The 17,270-nt window shown below is 70.1% G+C and carries 15 protein-coding genes, 1 rRNA gene and 1 riboswitch; of the genes, 4 read left to right on the top strand and 12 right to left on the bottom strand.

Features of this window, described 5'->3' with window-relative positions; translation table 11 throughout:
• The first annotated feature begins 3 nt into the window (after window positions 1-3).
• Genes modA through IEZ11_RS33530 form a run of 3 tightly spaced genes read left to right on the top strand, consistent with a single transcriptional unit; the run spans window position 4 to window position 2,889 of the window.
• Window positions 4-831, top strand: coding sequence for a molybdate ABC transporter substrate-binding protein (modA, locus tag IEZ11_RS33540; RefSeq protein WP_189266726.1), 828 nt, complete (start codon window positions 4-6; stop codon window positions 829-831).
• Entirely contained in the window at window positions 828-1,676 is an 849-nt protein-coding gene (locus IEZ11_RS33535) for an ABC transporter permease (RefSeq protein WP_189266725.1), read from the top strand. Before modA ends, IEZ11_RS33535 begins: the two co-directional genes overlap by 4 nt.
• Before the next feature lie 25 nt (window positions 1,677-1,701).
• Window positions 1,702-2,889 carry an ABC transporter ATP-binding protein gene (locus IEZ11_RS33530; RefSeq protein ID WP_189266724.1) on the top strand — a complete coding sequence of 396 codons (1,188 nt, stop codon included), beginning with the start codon at window positions 1,702-1,704 and terminating at the stop codon, window positions 2,887-2,889.
• A 64-nt stretch (window positions 2,890-2,953) separates the two neighbouring features.
• On the opposite strand, the gene gcvP is transcribed toward IEZ11_RS33530, so the two are convergent.
• The gene (gene gcvP, locus IEZ11_RS33525) at window positions 2,954-5,839 is read right to left on the bottom strand and encodes an aminomethyl-transferring glycine dehydrogenase (RefSeq protein WP_189266723.1); all 2,886 of its coding nucleotides are present in this window, start codon (window positions 5,837-5,839) and stop codon (window positions 2,954-2,956) included.
• Between the two features lie 177 nt (window positions 5,840-6,016).
• Window positions 6,017-6,110, bottom strand: a riboswitch (glycine riboswitch).
• Window positions 6,111-6,224: 114 nt separating this feature from the next.
• On the opposite strand from gcvP, the gene IEZ11_RS33520 reads away from it, so the two are divergent.
• Window positions 6,225-6,605, top strand: coding sequence for a PRC-barrel domain-containing protein (locus tag IEZ11_RS33520; RefSeq protein WP_189266722.1), 381 nt, complete (start codon window positions 6,225-6,227; stop codon window positions 6,603-6,605).
• 172 nt (window positions 6,606-6,777) lie between these two features.
• Here the strand turns inward: IEZ11_RS33520 and IEZ11_RS33515 are convergent, their stop codons facing one another.
• From IEZ11_RS33515 to rrf, 11 genes are all read right to left on the bottom strand, one after another.
• Window positions 6,778-8,142 (bottom strand): DNA polymerase IV, encoded by a 1,365-nt coding sequence (locus IEZ11_RS33515; protein WP_189266721.1) that lies wholly within the window; start codon window positions 8,140-8,142, stop codon window positions 6,778-6,780.
• A 116-nt stretch (window positions 8,143-8,258) separates the two neighbouring features.
• Complete coding sequence (locus tag IEZ11_RS33510) at window positions 8,259-8,903, bottom strand: MerR family transcriptional regulator (RefSeq protein WP_189266720.1); 645 nt, start codon at window positions 8,901-8,903, stop codon at window positions 8,259-8,261.
• A gap of 267 nt (window positions 8,904-9,170) precedes the next feature.
• Window positions 9,171-9,644, bottom strand: coding sequence for a bifunctional nuclease family protein (locus IEZ11_RS33505; RefSeq protein ID WP_026253112.1), 474 nt, complete (start codon window positions 9,642-9,644; stop codon window positions 9,171-9,173).
• 91 nt (window positions 9,645-9,735) lie between these two features.
• Window positions 9,736-10,473 (bottom strand): transcriptional regulator FtsR, encoded by a 738-nt coding sequence (gene ftsR / locus IEZ11_RS33500; RefSeq protein ID WP_189266719.1) that lies wholly within the window; start codon window positions 10,471-10,473, stop codon window positions 9,736-9,738.
• A 42-nt stretch (window positions 10,474-10,515) separates the two neighbouring features.
• A complete protein-coding gene (locus IEZ11_RS33495) occupies window positions 10,516-11,346 on the bottom strand; it encodes a zinc-ribbon and FHA domain-containing protein (protein WP_189266873.1) in 831 nt (276 codons plus the stop codon).
• Between the two features lie 190 nt (window positions 11,347-11,536).
• Window positions 11,537-12,370, bottom strand: a complete 834-nt coding sequence (locus IEZ11_RS33490; RefSeq protein ID WP_189266718.1) for a DUF881 domain-containing protein — start codon at window positions 12,368-12,370, stop codon at window positions 11,537-11,539.
• Window positions 12,371-12,375: 5 nt separating this feature from the next.
• Window positions 12,376-12,708, bottom strand: coding sequence for a small basic family protein (locus IEZ11_RS33485; protein ID WP_046727248.1), 333 nt, complete (start codon window positions 12,706-12,708; stop codon window positions 12,376-12,378).
• Complete coding sequence (locus IEZ11_RS33480) at window positions 12,705-13,616, bottom strand: DUF881 domain-containing protein (RefSeq protein ID WP_229713515.1); 912 nt, start codon at window positions 13,614-13,616, stop codon at window positions 12,705-12,707. The genes IEZ11_RS33485 and IEZ11_RS33480 overlap by 4 nt, the downstream gene beginning before the upstream one ends.
• A 107-nt stretch (window positions 13,617-13,723) precedes the next feature.
• Complete coding sequence (locus IEZ11_RS33475) at window positions 13,724-16,219, bottom strand: mannose-1-phosphate guanyltransferase (protein WP_189266716.1); 2,496 nt, start codon at window positions 16,217-16,219, stop codon at window positions 13,724-13,726.
• A gap of 127 nt (window positions 16,220-16,346) precedes the next feature.
• The gene (gene clsA, locus IEZ11_RS33470; RefSeq protein WP_189266715.1) at window positions 16,347-16,955 is read right to left on the bottom strand and encodes a cardiolipin synthase ClsA; all 609 of its coding nucleotides are present in this window, start codon (window positions 16,953-16,955) and stop codon (window positions 16,347-16,349) included.
• A gap of 112 nt (window positions 16,956-17,067) precedes the next feature.
• A 5S ribosomal RNA gene (rrf, locus tag IEZ11_RS33465) occupies window positions 17,068-17,184 on the bottom strand.
• Window positions 17,185-17,270: the final 86 nt, after the last annotated feature.

Raw genomic sequence — 17,270 nt, 5'->3', positions numbered from 1 at the left:
GTGATGACCCGTTCCGTGCGCCGGACCCGGCGGACGCTCCAGGTGGCCGGCGCCTCGGTCGCGGCCCTGCTGGCCCTGAGCGCCTGTTCCTCCTCCGACGACAGCTCGTCGGCGAAGACGAAGTCGGACACGTCGTCGGCGGCGACGCCCAAGCTGTCGGGCTCGATCACCGTGTTCGCGGCGGCCTCGCTCCAGGAGAGCTTCACGACCCTGAAGGCCGACTTCGAGAAGGCCCACCCGGGCACCAAGGTCAACTTCAGCTTCGGCGGCAGTGACACCCTCGCCGCGCAGATCACGGGCGGTGCGCCGGCCGACGTCTTCGCCGCCGCGAGCCCCAAGACCATGGCGATCGTGACGGCCAAGAGCGACGCCGTCGGCACGCCGGCCACCTTCGTCCGCAACCAGCTGGAGATCGCCACGCTGCCGGGCAACCCCGACAAGATCTCCTCCCTGAAGGACCTCACCAAGTCCTCGCTCAAGGTCGTCCTCTGCGACAAGACGGTGCCGTGCGGCGCCGCCGCGCAGAAGGCCCTGGACGCCAGCAAGCTCAAGCTCACCCCGGTCTCCTACGAGGAGGACGTGAAGTCCGCCCTCAACAAGGTGGTCCTCAAGGAGGCCGACGCCGCGGTCGTCTACAAGACCGACGTGAAGGCCGCCGGCAGCAAGGTGGAGGGCGTGGAGTTCCCCGAGTCCGCGAACGCGATCAACGACTACCCGATCGCCCTCCTCAAGGACGCCCCGAACCCCGCGGTGGCCAAGGCGTTCATCGCCCTGGTCCAGTCCGCCGAAGGCCAGCAGGTGCTGAACCAGGCCGGGTTCCTCAAGCCGTGACGAAAGCCGACGGGTCCGGCGCCGTGGCCGCTCCCCGCAGGGGCGGCCCGCGGCGCCGGCGCGTCCGGCCCGCCGTCCCGCTGCCGCTCCTCCTCCCCGGAGCGGTGGCCCTGGTCTTCCTGCTCCTGCCGTTGGTCGCCCTGCTGGTCCGGGCCCCCTGGAGCAGCCTCCCGTCCCTGCTGACCAGTACGGAGGTCTGGCAGGCCCTGCAGCTCTCCCTGATCTGCGCGACGGCGGCGACGGCCGTGAGCCTGGTCCTGGGCGTCCCCCTGGCCTGGCTGCTGGCCCGCACGGAGTTCCCCGGCCGGGGTTTCGTCCGCGCGCTGGTCACCCTCCCCCTCGTCCTCCCCCCGGTGGTCGGCGGGGTGGCCCTGCTCCTGGCCCTCGGCCGCAACGGGGTGGTCGGCCAGTGGCTGGACGCCTGGTTCGGCATCACCCTCCCGTTCACCACGGCAGGTGTGGTGGTCGCCGAGTCCTTCGTCGCCATGCCCTTCCTGGTGATCAGCGTCGAGGGCACCCTGCGCGCCGCCGACCCCCGCTACGAGGAGGCGGCCACCACCCTGGGCGCCTCCCGCTTCACGGCGTTCCGCCGGGTCACGCTCCCGCTCATCGCCCCCGGCATCGCGGCCGGCGCCGTACTGGCCTGGGCCCGCGCCCTCGGCGAGTTCGGCGCCACCATCACCTTCGCCGGCAACTTCCCCGGCCGCACCCAGACCATGCCGCTCGCCGTCTACCTCGCCCTCCAGAACGACCCCGACGCGGCGATCGCCCTCAGCCTGGTGCTGCTGACGGTGTCGATCGCGGTCCTCGGAGCATTGCGGGACCGTTGGATGACAGCCTCATGAGAACAACCCGCTGGACACCCCTCCCATGACAAACCCACACGCAGCCGCCGACGGCGCTCCGCCCCCACAGGGGCCACCCGCACCCGACACTGATGCCTGCACAGGTGGTGCGGGTGGGAACCCGCACCCGGCCGAAGGCCGGGCGGCCACCACGCACCCGCACCCCACCACTCACGGCCTCCACGCCCACCTCGTCGTCACCCGCCCCGCCTTCCACCTGGACATCACCCTCACCGCCGCCCCCGGCGAGGTCGTCGCCCTCCTGGGCCCCAACGGCGCCGGAAAGACCACCGCCCTCCGCGCCCTGGCCGGCCTCACCCCCCTCACCACCGGTCATCTCCACCTCGACGGCACGGAGTTGGACCGCACACCCCCCGAATCCCGCCCGGTCGGCGTCGTCTTCCAGGACTACCTCCTCTTCCCCCACCTCACGGCCCTCGACAACGTCGCCTTCGGCCCCCGCTGCCACGGCGCGACGAAGACCGACGCCCGCACCCAGGCCGCCGCCTGGCTCGACCGCATGGGCCTCACCGAACACGCCGGCGTCAAGCCCCGCCGCCTCTCCGGCGGCCAGGCCCAGCGCGTCGCACTGGCCCGCGCCCTGGCCACCCACCCCCGGCTGCTGCTCCTGGACGAACCCCTCGCCGCCCTCGACGCCCGCACCCGCCTGGACGTACGGTCCCAACTCCGCCGTCACCTGGCCGAGTTCGAGGCCGTCGCGGTACTGGTCACGCACGACCCGCTGGACGCCATGGTGCTGGCCGACCGCCTGATCGTCATCGAGGACGGCCGGGTCGTCCAGGAGGGCACCCCCGCCGACATCGCCCGCCACCCCCGCACCGACTACATCGCCCACCTGGTCGGCCTCAACCTCTACCGGGGCCGGGCGGCCGACGGCCATACGGTCGAGCTGGCCGCGGGCCCCGTGATCACCACCACCGAGGACCTCGCCGGTGACGTCTTCGTCGCGTTCCCGCCGAGCGCCGTCACCCTCTTCCGGGACCGCCCCACGGGCGCCAGCGCCCGCAACCTCTGGCGCTGCGAGGTCGCCGGCCTGGAGATCCACGGCGACCAGATCCGCGCCGACCTGACCGGCGAGCTCTCCCTCGCCGCCGACCTCACCACGGTCGCCGCCGCCGAACTGGACCTGCACCCGGGGGCCCCCGTCTGGGCGACGGTGAAGGCGGCCCAGACGCACGCGTACCCGGCGTAGCGCACACGGCAGAGGCCCCGCCGAAGCGGGGCCTCTGTCCTGCGTGTCACACGATCCCTGTACGTCAGTCCTCGTACGCGTCCAGCGGCGGGCACGAGCACACCAGGTTCCGGTCGCCGAAGGCCTGGTCGATCCGGCGCACCGGCGGCCAGTACTTGTCGGCGGCGGACACCCCGGCGGGGAAGACCGCCTCCTCCCGGCTGTACGCGTGCTTCCACTCGCCGCCCAGCGCACCGGCGGTGTGCGGAGCGCCGCGCAGCGGGTTGTCGTCGGCGGGCCACTCCCCCGCCCCGACCTTGTCGATCTCCGCGCGGATGGCGATCATCGCCTCGCAGAACCGGTCCAGCTCACCGAGGTCCTCGGACTCGGTCGGCTCGATCATCAGCGTGCCGGCCACCGGGAAGGACATCGTCGGCGCGTGGAAGCCGTAGTCGATGAGCCGCTTGGCGACGTCGTCGACGCTCACCCCGGTCGCCTTGGTCAGCGGCCGCAGATCGATGATGCACTCGTGCGCGACCAGCCCGCCGGGCCCGGTGTAGAGCACCGGGTAGTGCGGCTCCAGCCGCTTGGCGACGTAGTTGGCGCTGAGCACGGCCACCTGGGTGGCCCGCTTCAGCCCCTCGCCGCCCATCAGCCGGACGTACGCCCACGAGATCGGCAGGATCCCCGCGGACCCCCACGGCGCGGCCGAGATCGGCCCGACGCCCGTCTCCGGCCCGGCGGCGGGCTGCAGCGGGTGGTTCGGCAGGTACGGCGCCAGGTGGGCCCGCACGGCCACCGGACCGACGCCAGGACCGCCGCCGCCGTGCGGGATGCAGAAGGTCTTGTGCAGGTTGAGGTGGGAGACGTCACCGCCGAAGTGCCCCGGCTTGGCGACCCCGACCAGGGCGTTCAGGTTGGCGCCGTCGACGTACACCTGGCCGCCGGCCTCGTGCACCTGCGCGCAGATGTCGGCGACGTGCTCCTCGAACACCCCGTGCGTGGACGGGTAGGTGATCATCAGCACGGCGAGCTCGTCGCGGTGCTGCTCGATCTTCGCCCGCAGGTCCTGGACGTCGATCTCGCCGTCCTCGGCGGTCTTCACGACGACGACCTTCATCCCGGCCATGACCGCGCTCGCGGCGTTGGTGCCGTGCGCGGAGGACGGGATGAGACACACGGTCCGCTGCGCGTCACCGTTGGCACGGTGGTACGCGCGCACGGCGAGCAGCCCGGCCAGTTCGCCCTGGGATCCGGCGTTGGGCTGCAGGGACACGCTGTCGTACCCGGTGACCTCGGCGAGCCGCTCCTCCAGCTCCCGGATGAGGGTCAGGTAGCCCTGCGCCTGCTCGGCGGGCGCGAACGGGTGCAGCCGGCCGAACTCGGGCCAGGTGACCGGCTCCATCTCGGTGGTCGCGTTGAGCTTCATGGTGCAGGAGCCCAGCGGGATCATGCCCCGGTCCAGCGCGTAGTCGCGGTCGGCGAGCCGTCGCAGGTAGCGCAGCATCGCGGTCTCGGAGCGGTACTGCCGGAAGACCGGGTGGCCCAGGTAGCCGTCGGCGCGCAGCAGCGCCTCGGGCAGCGTGTCCTCGGCGACGGCGTCCAGCGTCTCGACGTCGCCCTCGACGCCGAAGGCCGTCCAGACGGCGGCCAGCTGACCGCGGGTGGTGGTCTCGTCGCAGGCCATGGAGACGTGGTCGGCGTCGACGAGCCGCAGGTTGACGCCACCCTGGCGGGCGGCGGCGACGATCTCGGCGGCCTTGCCGGGCACGCGGGCGGTGAGGGTGTCGAAGTAGGCGCCGTGGACGATCTCGACACCGCCGGCCCTGAGTCCCGCGGCGAGGATCGTGGCGTACCGGTGCGTCCGCTGCGCGATCGCCCGCAGTCCCTCGGGGCCGTGGTAGACGGCGTACATGCCGGCCATGACGGCGAGCAGCACCTGCGCGGTGCAGATGTTGCTGGTGGCCTTCTCCCGCCGGATGTGCTGCTCGCGGGTCTGCAGCGCCAGCCGGTACGCCTTGTTCCCGTCGGCGTCCACGGAGACGCCCACGAGCCGTCCGGGCAGGCTGCGCGCGAACTTCTCGCGGACCGCCAGGTAGCCGGCGTGCGGCCCGCCGAAGCCCATCGGGACACCGAAGCGCTGGGTGGTGCCGACGGCGATGTCGGCCCCGAGCTCGCCCGGCGAGGTCAGCAGGGTCAGCGCGAGCAGGTCGGCCGCGACGGTGACGAGCGCGCCGGTCTCGTGCGCCTGCTCGACGACGGCCCTGATGTCGCGTACGGCACCGGAGGCGCCGGGGTACTGGACGAGTACGCCGTTGATCTCGCGCGCGGCGAGGTCGGCCGGAATCCCGTCGCTCAGGTCGGCGACCACGACCTCCACGCCGGTCGGCTCGGCCCGGGTCTGGATCACCGCGATGGTCTGCGGCAGCGCGTCCGCGTCGACGACGAAGACGCCCTTCTTGTTCTTGCCCATCCGCAACGACAGGGCCATGGCCTCGGCGGCGGCCGTGCCCTCGTCGAGCAGCGAGGCACCGGAGGTGGGCAGGCCGGTGAGGTCGGCGACCACGGTCTGGAAGTTGAGCAGCGCCTCCAGCCGGCCCTGGGAGATCTCCGGCTGGTAGGGCGTGTAGGCCGTGTACCAGGCGGGGTTCTCCATCACGTTGCGCAGGATGACGGGCGGCGTGAAGGTCCCGTAGTACCCGAGGCCGATCATCGAGTCGAGCACCTGGTTCCGGTCCGCCAGCGACCGCAGCTCGGCCAGTACCTCGGCCTCGGTGCGGGCGCCGGGCAGCTCCAGGCGGTCGGCGTTCTTGATCACGTCCGGCACGGCGGCGGCGGTCAGGTCGTCTAGCGAGCCGTACCCGACCTGGGCGAGCATCTTTGCCTGAGCCTCGTGATCGGGCCCGATATGGCGCTGCTCGAAGGGAATGCCCTGCTCGAGATCGGAGAGCGGGATGCGCTGGGCGGTCATTGCGGAGGCCTCCTGGTCTTACGCGACCTTCGAGGGGTACCCCGGCACGGGTACCCCGACGGCCTCCCCCTCTGTCATCTAACCTGAGAGCTTCACCGATGCGCCCTTGCGGAGCACCGGCTTTCACCGTCGGTGAGGGCGGACACCGTCGACGTCCGCCCTGCTTTCCAGAGTGACCTCGTCCGTGCGGTACGTGGGCCTGAGAGATTCCGGGGAGGATTTGCTCCTTCGGCGCCTCCGGTTGCCCGGAGGACTCTCCCGCACGGGGTCAGCAGCCGTCTGCCAGCCTACCAGCGAGGGCAACACCGGAGCCTTCGAGTGGCCGCCTCCTTCATTGTGCTCTTTTGTAGTGCTTACGGATGAGTTGCGACCAAGTGGAGGGCCCGTGCTGACCGACATCGATCCGCGCAACCTGATCGGCCGCAAGGCGTTCGACCGCAACGGCACGAAGATCGGCACGATCGACGAGGTGTACCTCGACGACGCGACGGGCGTGCCGGAGTGGGCGGCCATACGCACCGGCCTGTTCTCCCGGGACGCCTTCGTCCCCCTGGAGCCCAGCGAACTGGTCGAGGGCACGCTGCACGTCCCCTTCGACCGCGCCCTGATCAAAGACGCCCCCGACTTCGGCGTGGGCCGCCATCTCTCCCCCGAACAGGAACTCCAGCTCTACCACCACTACGGCCTGGACACGACTCCCCCGCCTCAGGGCCATCCGGATCACGACTTCGGCAAGCTGGCCGGCACGGAGGACGCGGGCGCGTGAGGCCGACACCGGGTCCGGTCGCATCTCGGCTGCGGGCCGGCGGGGGCTGGTCGCGCAGTTTCCCGCGCCCCTGAGATTCAACCGCGGGCAGGCGTGCCGCGGGGCGGCACGGGTGGGCGCGGCGGCACCCTGCAGCGCCGGTGAGCGTCCCCGCCCCCGGCCCCGACGCCCGTCACATCCGCGCCCCGGCCCCCGAAATCCCCGGCACCAACGGCAACGGCTCCGCCGGCTCCAGCTCAGGATCCTCGACCCGGAACGTCCGTACCCTCCCCGGTCCCACCGCCGCCGGCGTCTCGAACCGAACCGTCACCCGCCCCAGCCCACTACCCTGCACCCATCCGTGCCCGTACTCGGCATGCCGCACGTCGTGCCCCGCGGGCCACCGCCGCTCGGCGACGGCCTCCTCCTGCGTCACCGGCTCCGGGACGTCCTCCTCCGCCACGAAATCCGCCGCCCCCTCCCCGGCCGCCGCCTGCGCGAACAGGTCCTCCTGCGTGTAGTCGGCCAGCCCCGACACCCCCACCCCCAGCAACCGCACACCCCCCGTCGTGTCCACCGAGTCCAGCAACCGGGCGGCCGCCTCCCGGACCACCGCCGGATCGTCGGTCGGCCCCCGCAACGTCTCCGACCGGGTGAGCGTCGAGAAGTCGTACCGCCGCACCTTCAGCACGATGGTCCGCCCCGACAGCCCGGCCCCCCGCAGCCGCCGCACGCACCGGTCGGCCAGCCGCTGCACCTCAAGACCCACCCGCAGCCGGTCGTGGATGTCCACGTCGTAGGTGTCCTCGACCGACACCGACTTGGTCTCCCGCTCGGCCACCACGGGCCGCTCGTCGTGCGCCAGCGCCATCGCGAACAGCGCGTGCCCATGGGCCTTGCCGAGCAGCCGGACCAGCTCGTCCTCCCCGGCCTCGGCGATCTCGTCGACCGTGGTGATCCCGGCCCGCCGCAGATGGTCCCCGGTCGCCGGCCCCACCCCCGGCAGGATCCGCACCGGCATCGGCCCCAGCATCGCCCGCTCCGTGCCCGGCTCGATCAGCACCAGCCCGTCGGGCTTGGCCTGCTCGGAGGCGATCTTCGCGAGCATCTTGGAGGCGGCGAGCCCGACGGACCCGGAGAGCCCCGTGACAGCCCGTATGTCCGCGCGCAGCCTCTCCCCCACCAGCCGCGCCGCCACCGCGTCCCCGGCCGCCCCGGCGGCCTCCAGATCCACGAACGCCTCGTCCAGGCTGAGCGGCTCCACCAGCGGCGACAGCCCGCGCAGCAGCCCCATCACCTGCTCGCTGATCGACCGGTACAGCCCGAAGCGCGGCACCAGGTACGCGGCGTTCGGCGCCAGCCGCCGTGCCTGCCCCATCGGCATCGCGGAGTGCACCCCGAACACCCGGGCCTCGTACGACGCGGTGGCCACCACACCCCGCGGCCCGAGCCCGCCCACGACCACGGCCTTCCCGCGCAGGCTCGGCTTGGACGCCTGCTCCACCGAGGCGAAGAAGGCATCCATGTCGAGATGCAGGATCGTGGGCGCGGTTCTCACATCTCCGATGCTGCACCACGCCACTGACAATGCCCCGGCACGGACCCGTGCCGGGGCGTCAGAAGGTGTTCGAGGGCCCGAGGGCCGAGGGACCCGAGGGCCTGCGGGCCCGGACCTCAGACCGCCCGGTTGCGCCGCCGGGCCAGTTCGTCGGCGGGGTTGTGGCCGACGAGCGTCTCGCCGGTGTCGACGCGCTCACCGTGCAGCTGGGAGAGAGCGCTCTCCACGTCCCGCCACACCACGCCGACCGCGATCCCGAAGACCCCCTGACCGCCCTGGAGCAGGGCGTGCACCTCGTCGGGGGACGAACACTCGTAGACCGTGGCGCCGTCGCTCATCAGGGTCATGCGCTCCAGGTCGCGGAAACCGCGTTCCCTGAGGTGCTGGACGGCGGTGCGGATGTTCTGGAGGGAGACCCCGGTGTCCAGGAACCGCTTGACGATCTTCAGGACGACCACGTCCCGGAAGCTGTACAGACGCTGGGTGCCCGACCCGTAGGCGGGCCGCACACTGGGCTCGACCAGGCCGGTACGGGCCCAGTAGTCGAGCTGCCGGTAGGTGATGCCGGCCGCCGCACAGGCCGTGGGCCCGCGGTAGCCGATCTCCTCGGTCGCCATGGACGCCGCCCCTCCGCCGCTCGGCACTGCGGTCGGCCGCTGCGGGGCGTGACCGGCAGTGCTGCTGTGAAGCGGGTACGGACCGCTCTCCCCGAAACCGCGTTCCGGGGCACCCCCAGCCGTACCGTCGCCGCTGCTTCTCACGCCGACCTCCGTCCTTGACCTGCCTTCTCGACGGTAGGCAGTCACCAGGGGTGCGTCAACGATCGCCACACTCGGCACGCCGAGTGATAATCGCCCTGGGAGTGGTTTCCCGTGTCCCACCGCGGGGAAAGGCTAGCCGAATGCTCTGGCGGGAAGCCGTAGGACGCTCTCAGTGGCCGCTGGCAATTGCCCATGAGTTTCGGCTGTGACCAGCCGCGAACCGGCCCGTCACCGGCCTTCCGGCGGATGACGGGCCGCTCCGGTACCTCACTGGCTGCTGGTGCCGAAGTCCTCGGGCGAGATCTGGTCGAGGAACTCGCGGAACTTCTCCACCTCGTCCTCCTGCTCGTCGGGGATCGCGATGCCCGCGTCGTCCAGCACCGTGTCGCTGCCGTAGATCGGCGTTCCGGTGCGCAGCGCCAGCGCTATGGCGTCGGACGGACGGGCACTCACCTCGACCCCGCTGGCGAAGACCAGCTCCGCGTAGAAGACGCCTTCACGCAGGTCCGTGATGCGCACTTCGGTGAGCTCCTGGCCGACGGCCTCCAGCACGTCCTTGAACAGGTCGTGGGTCAGCGGCCTGGCAGGCGCCATCCCCTGCTGGGCGAAAGCGATCGCCGTCGCCTCCCCCGGCCCGATCCAGATGGGGAGGTAACGATCGCCTCCCACTTCGCGCAGGAGCACGATCGGTTGGTTGGAGGGCATTTCCACCCGGACACCTACGACATCGAGCTCGTTCACACAGCAACCCTAGGCCGTGCCCGGGACGTTTGGGTAGTCGGGCCGGGAACGCACGCCCGATCCGGCCCCGGTCCGGGTCCTGTCGTGGTAGTCACGGCAGCCGCACCCCGAGCGCGGTCTGCACCAGCGCCGCGTGCAGCTTCACCGTGAGTTCCGCCAGCTCCTTCGTACGGGCCTCCGCGTGGGCCCTGGTCTGCGGATTGCGGTGCCGCTTGAGCGGCGCCACCACCTGGTCCACCAGCCCGGCCTCACGATCGGCGGCGGCCTTCATCACCCGGAGATGGCGCGGTTCGATCCCGAACCGCCCCAGCTCGGCCACGAGCGAGGCCACGGTGACCGTCTCGGCGTCGTACACGCCGTCCTCCAGCGGAGCGATCAGCCCGTACGACTCCCACTCCGCGAGGCAGTTCTCGTCGATGTCGGCGGCGGCGAGCAGCTCGCCCCGTCCGATCCGGGCCACCGTGGGCGTCTCGGGAACCGTCAGCACGGGCTCACCGTCGCGCTGCCGCCCCAGCACGGGCAGCTGGACCGCCTCGCCGCGCTCCATGGCGTCCAGGTACTCCCGGATGACCTTGAGCGGCAGATAGTGGTCCCGCTGCATCCGCAGGACGTGTCCGAGGCGCTCCACGTCCCCGGCGCTGAACTTCCGGTACCCGGAAGGGGTCCGGCGCGGCTCGATGAGCCCCTCCGACTCCAGGAAACGGATCTTGGAGATGGTGACTTCGGGGAACTCGTCGCGCAGCACGTTCAGCACCGTGCCGATGCTCATCAGCCCGGGTTCCGTGGCGGCGGTGCCGTGACCGGTACCGCCGCTCGGTGTGTGCAGCATGGGCCTTCTTCCCTGGGGTCCCCCGGACGAGGTCCGGCGGGGTCAGATGCCCTGCCGGCTCGCGTAGAAGACCAGCCGGTACTTACCGATCTGGACCTCGTCACCGTTCGACAGGGCGACCTGGTCGATGCGCTCGCGGTTGACGTACGTGCCGTTGAGGCTGCCGACGTCGGCCACCGTGAACGACCCGTCCGGCTGCCGGCGGAACTCCACGTGCCGACGCGAGACCGTCACGTCGTCCAGGAAGATGTCGCTCTGCGGGTGACGGCCGGCCGTGGTCAGGTCGCTGTCCAGCAGGAAGCGGCTGCCCGAGTTGGGCCCACGGCGCACGACCAGCAGCGCGGAGCCCAGCGGCAGCGCGTCGACCGCAGCCTGCGCCTCGGGCGAGAGCGACGGCATCTGGGTCTGGCCGGTGACCTCGGCGTCGTAGGCCTCCAGGCCCGAGATCGAGATCGTGGACGTCGTCTCCGACGCACGCTCGGGAACAGCACCCGGGCGCAACGGAGCTCCACAGTTGGAACAGAAGCGGGCGTTCTCCGCGTTGCGGTTACCGCACCTCGTACAAACCAGGGCCGACATGGACGGATCCTCCTGCCGCGGCTGCCCCGCCGGGGCGTTGGACGCGTACGGGCCGGAGGCAAACCCTCCACCCGCACCTGAGGTTGACGGTTGCCCGAAACCTATGCCGCCGGACTGGGACGGGTCAACTGACGGCGCGCCCTGACCTCCCGAAATGTCACCCCCCGGACCAGCCACCTGGTCCCGGAACAGTGGGCGCTGGCCCTCCGCGTCGGGCTGTGCCCGATGGCGAGCGGTCGCGTTGTCGCTACCCTCTCGCGCGCTCTTGCCGAACAACTTCGCAAACAACTTCACGGGCGATTCCCCTTGACCGAAACAGACCCGCCCGTGGGGCAGGACGAACCCTGACTGAATAAACCGGCCGACCCGGACAACCACACAACGTCCGTATCCACCAGACAGTTTCCACCACGCACCGGTTCCCCGGTGCGCCGACCCCCCGCATCCTCATGCCCTCGCCCGACGCCCCCCATGCACCGCCGGTTCACTGTGAGGACGACCGAGCGTAGTCAGGCTGCTTCGCCGGTCGCAAGGCATCGACAATGATCTTGGCCGACCGCTGGACGGTCACAGTCGCCTGTTCCTTCTCCAGGGTCTGCACCACTCCTCCCGGGATGTTGAGAGCCGGTTCGAGATCCTGCGGCTTGCCGATCACCCTGAAAACGTAGGGCTGGGTGATCTTGTTCCCGTCGACACTCACACCCTTGCCGGAGTCGTTCAGGTAGGTGCCGGCGATCACCCGTACCCCGTTGACCTGGATCGCCTCCGCACCGGCCGCGCGCAGCTCCTGGACCGCGTCGAGCAGCATGTCCGCCTGCACCGTCCCCTTCGGGTCGTCGACCGTCATCGTGATGCCAGGACCCTGGGCCGCCACGGTGCCCGCGAGAATGCCGAGTTGCCGCTCCTTCTCGGCCGTCTGCCTGCGGGCCTCCGCCGCCTGGTCGGAGCTGCTCTGCAACTCCTGACGCTGCTTCTCGAGTCCTGTCTTCTCGTCCTCAAGACGCTGAGTACGGTCGTCCAGTTCATCGAGGATGCGTACAAGATCTTCCTGCCGGGCCCCGCGCAGCGCGCTGTCGCTGTCGCTGTTCGACGCCACCTGCACGGCGAGCCCGAATCCGAGCCCGAACAGCAGCACCGCAACGATCAGTTGGGCCCTGCTCACGCGGGGTGGCCACAGCCCCTGGACCAGCCTCCGGCGGCCGGTCAGGCCGGCCTCCGGCTTCGGTTCGGCGGCGGACTCGGCCTCCGGCGCGGCGGGCACCTCGGCCGGGAGTTCTCTGCGCAGCCGGTGCTCCGGCCGCTCCTCGTGGTCGCTCATGCCGCTCACGCCCTGAACACGTGCCGCCGGATCGCCGCGGCGTTGGAGAAGATACGGATACCGAGGACCACCACGACCCCCGTGGACAACTGCGAGCCGACACCCAACTTGTCGCCGAGGAAGACGATCAGCGCGGCCACCACCACGTTGGACAGGAACGACACCACGAAGACCTTGTCGTCGAAGATCCCGTCCAGCATGGCCCGCAGACCGCCGAAGACGGCGTCGAGCGCCGCGACGACGGCGATCGGCAGATACGGCTCGACGACCGCCGGAACCTCAGGACGGACCAACAGTCCGGCCACGACGCCCACGACGAGGCCAAGTACGGCGATCACGATGTGCCCTTCTCAGTCTTCTCGGTGTACGGCTGTGCTGTACGTACGATCACGCTCGGCGCGGCCGGCAACCGGACGTCACTCTGCGTGGAGATGGTCGCCCGGATGTCGAAGTTCTCCTCCAGCGCATGCAGGTACAGCCCGTCGGGACTGTCCTGGAACCTGGAGCCGAGCTTCGCCCCGTCCCCCACCGCCAGCACCGTGTACGGCGGTACCAGCGGCCTGTTGTCGACCAGTATCGCGTCCCCCGCGGCCCTGATCGCGGACAGTGCCGTCAGCCGCTGCCCGTTGATGGAGATCGCCTCGGCACCCGAGGCCCACAGCCCGTTCACGACGCGCTGCATGTCATGGTCCCGCACCCGGCCGGTATCGGAGAACCCCGAGGTCTCCCGGGGATTGCCGGCGTCACCGCCCGAGGATGCCTCCTTGGCGTCGTTCACCACCAGCTTCACGCCGGGGCCGTGCACCGCCGTGGCGCCCGACAGCATGCCCACCAGGTCCGCCTGCCCGCTGCCGCCGCTGTCCTTCAGCGCGGCCCGCTGGCGGGCGCTGACGTCGTCCCGCAGCGTGTCGACACCGGTCTCCAGCTTGTCGGCGGCCGCCGTCTCCCGATCGATCCGGTCGATGAGCTCCTGGCGCTCCTTGGCCACCACCGGCGCCGTCACGCGTGCCTGCGCCGCTCCCACGGTCACCACGAGGGCCGCCAGCACCAGACCACCGGCGAGACCCAGCCTGGCCCGCAGGGTCTTCGGCATGCCGCCGTCCTCGCCCCGGGCCCGCTTCCGCGCGGCCGCCTCGGCGTACCCGTCGTCCAGGCTGTGGTCCATGACGTTGGTGATCAACGACATGGAGGCGTCCGGGCGCGACGGCCGGGAGACGCTGCTCCGAACGGGGGGTTGCTGCGGCATGCCGCACATCGTCGCACGTTGCGACCGGTACCTCCGAACGGCCCCACCGGCGTGCCGGACCGGCCCCCCGTGGGGACACGTGTCCGGCACGCACGCGTGCAGCGGTTCTACCGCCCGGCGCTGTCCACGATCGCCGACCACTCGTCCAACAGGGCCTGTGCGGAGGCGTCGTCGGGCCCCTCGGCCCACAGATGGGTGACCGCCTCGGCCGGGTCGGGCAGCACCATCACCCAGCGCCCGTCGGTCTCGACGACCCGCACCCCGTCGGTCGTGTCGACGAAACGATCATCGGCGGCCTCCACGACACGCCGCATGACCAGCCCCTTGACAGCCCACGGCGTCGCCAGGTCCCGCTTGAGGACATGCGCCTTCGGGATCCGGGCGTCGATCTGGCTCAGCGTGAGCTGCGTCCGCGCCACCAGGCCGATCAGCCGTACGAAGGCGGCCGTTCCGTCGTAGACGCTGCTGAACTCGGGAACGATGAAACCGCCCTTGCCGTCACCACCGAAGATGGTGCCTTCCTCGCGCCCCACGCGCGTGAGGTCGTCGGGAGAGGTGGTCGTCCACTCGACCTGGGTGCCGTGGTACGCCGCCACCTGCTCGGCGATCCGGGTCGTGGTGACCGGAAGCGCCACCCGGCCGCTGCGCCGCTCGGCGGCGACCAGGTCGAGCATCACCAGCAGCGCCCGGTCGTCCTCGATGATGCGGCCCTTCTCGTCCACCAGGGACAGCCGTTCACCGACCGGGTCGAACCGCACGCCGAAGGCGGCCCCGGAGGACGCCACGATCTCGCCGAGGCGCACCAGCCCCGCCCGCCGCTGGTCGGCCGTCTCCGTGGGCCTGGCCTCGTTCAGGCCGGGGTTGATGGTCAGCGAGTCCACACCGAGCTTGCCGAGCAGACTGGGCAGAACAAGCCCGGCACTGCCGTTGGAGGCGTCCACGACGACCTTGAGGCCCGCCTCGGCGATTCCGGTCGTGTCGACGTTCCGCAGCAGGGACCCGGTGTACGAGTCGAAGACGCTGGCCGGGAAGTGCAGGTCACCGATCTCACCGGGGAACGCACGCCGGTACTCCTGCCGCGCGAAGATCCGGTCCAGCTTGCGCTGGCTGGCCTGGGAGAGGTCGGCGCCCTGGCCGTCGAAGAACATGATGTCGACGGAGTCCGGCACCCCGGGCGAGGTCCGGATCATGATCCCGCCGGCGCTGCCCCGCGCGGTCTGCTGCCGCGCCACGGGCAGCGGCACGTTCTCCAGGTCGCGTACGTCGATGGCACTTGCCTGGAGCGCGGAGATCACCGCCCGCTTGAGCGCACGGGCACCACGGGAGTGGTCACGGGCCGTCGTGACGGTGGATCCCTTCTTCAGGGTGGTGGCATACGCGCCGGCCAGCCGCACGGCCAGTTCCGGGGTGATCTCGACGTTCAGGATCCCGGACACACCGCGGGCGCCGAACAGATGGGCCTGGCCGCGCGACTCCCAGATCACCGAGGTGTTGACGAAGGCGCCGGCCTCGATGGTCTTGAAGGGGTAGACCCGGACATTGCCCTGCACGATCGATTCTTCACCGATCAGGCACTCGTCACCGATGACCGCCCCGTCCTCGATCCGCGCGGCCCGCATGATGTCGGTGTTCTTCCCGACGACACAGCCCCGCAGGTTGCTGTGCTGCCCGACGTACACGTTGTCGTGCACGACGGCCCGGTGCAGGAAGGCGCCGCTCTTCACGACGACGTTGGATCCGACGACGGTGTGCTCGCGGATTTCCGCGCCGGCCTCGACCTTGGCGTAGTCACCGATGTACAACGGCCCGCGCAGTTCGGCGTCCGCATGCACCTCGGCACCCTCGGCGACCCAGACACCCGGGGATATCTCGAAGCCGTCGATGTCGACGTCGACCTTGCCCTCCAGGACGTCGGCCTGCGCCTTCACATACGACTCGTGGGTACCGACGTCCTCCCAGTAGCCCTCGGCGATGTAGCCGTAGATGGGCTTGCCTTCCTTCATCAGCTGCGGGAAGACATCGCCGGACCAGTCGACGGGAACATCGGCCTCGACGTAGTCGAATACTTCGGGCTCCATGACGTAGATGCCCGTGTTCACCGTGTCGGAGAAGACCTGGCCCCAGGTCGGCTTTTCGAGGAAACGCTCGACCTTGCCTTCCTCGTCGACGATGGTGATGCCGAATTCCAGCGGATTGGGCACACGCGTCAGACAGACCGTGACGAGCGCGCCCTTCGCCTTGTGGAAGTTGATCAGCTCGGTGAGGTCGAAGTCGGTCAGCGCATCGCCGGAGATGACGAGGAAAGCATCGTCCTTCAACGCGTCTTCGGCGTTCTTGACGCTTCCGGCGGTACCGAGTGGCTTCTCCTCGTTGGCATAGGTGAGCTCCATACCGAGCTCCTCGCCGTCCCCGAAGTAGTTCTTGACCAGCGATGCCAGGAACTGCACAGTGACGACGGTCTCGGTGAGCCCATGCCTTTTGAGCAGCCGTAGCACATGCTCCATGATCGGCCGGTTGACGACCGGAAGGAGTGGCTTGGGCATGCTGGAGGTCATGGGGCGAAGGCGTGTGCCTTCACCACCGGCCATCACGACGGCCTTCATGTCGGAAGCGTCCTCCTCTAAGAGATGACGGTCTAGCCGACTTCACCCGCCCCGATTGTCCCGCACTTTTCCGCCGCGGGCCATCGAGAGCTTTCGAGGGGCCACCACGTCCGGACAATCGCCGAGCTCAATCGGCTGTGGCGTCCGCACGAACCAGGCGACGGACCTGCACCACGTAGAGCACTCCTGCCCACCAGTACAGGGTTGTACCCCACCCTGCGAACGCCCATCCGAAAATAGCAGCGAGTGACGAGATCCAGCCGCTTCCGTCACTGAGCAGGAGGAGCGGGAACGCGTACATCAGATTGAACGTGGCGGCCTTCCCCAGGAAGTTCACCTGTGGCGGCGGATAGCCGTGGCGCCGGAGGATCCCCACCATCACCAACAGAACCAGCTCGCGCAGCAGTAGCGCGGCCGTCAACCAGAGCGGCAGAATCTCGCGCCAGGTGAGTCCGACCAACGTCGACAACACGTAGAGCCGGTCCGCGGCGGGGTCCAGCAGCCGGCCGAGGCTGCTGATCTGGTTCCAGCGCCGGGCGAGCTTGCCGTCCAGGTAGTCGCTGACGCCGCTGAAGAGGAGCACCAGCAGGGCCCAGCCGTCGCTGTTGGGCCCGCCGAACTCGGGCCTGAGGATCAACCACAGGAAGACGGGAACGCCGACCAGACGGGCCATGCTGAGGATGTTCGGGATGGTGAGGACCCGGTCCGTCTGGACACGGGTCTCCTGGACCTCCACCCGGGAGCCTCCTGTGGTGGGAAACGAGCCAACTTTGCTCCCTGACCCTACCTCAACGCAAAAAAGCTCTGGCTCCTGGGCTAGTTGCCCAAGAGCCAGAGCTCTAAAAGGAGTTCGGCGGTGTCCTACTCTCCCACAGGGTCCCCCCTGCAGTACCATCGGCGCTGTAAGGCTTAGCTTCCGGGTTCGGAATGTAACCGGGCGTTTCCCTCACGCTATGACCACCGAAACACTATGAAACTGTCGAACGATGCCACACCACGCTCTGTGAAACGTGGGGCTGTTCGTGGTTTCAGAACCAACACAGTGGACGCG

This window comes from Streptomyces fuscichromogenes (assembly GCF_014645815.1).
Taxonomy (GTDB): domain Bacteria; phylum Actinomycetota; class Actinomycetes; order Streptomycetales; family Streptomycetaceae; genus Streptomyces; species Streptomyces fuscichromogenes.
Note: the sequence above shows the minus strand (reverse complement) of the source record. Positions and strands in the feature narration are given on the sequence as shown.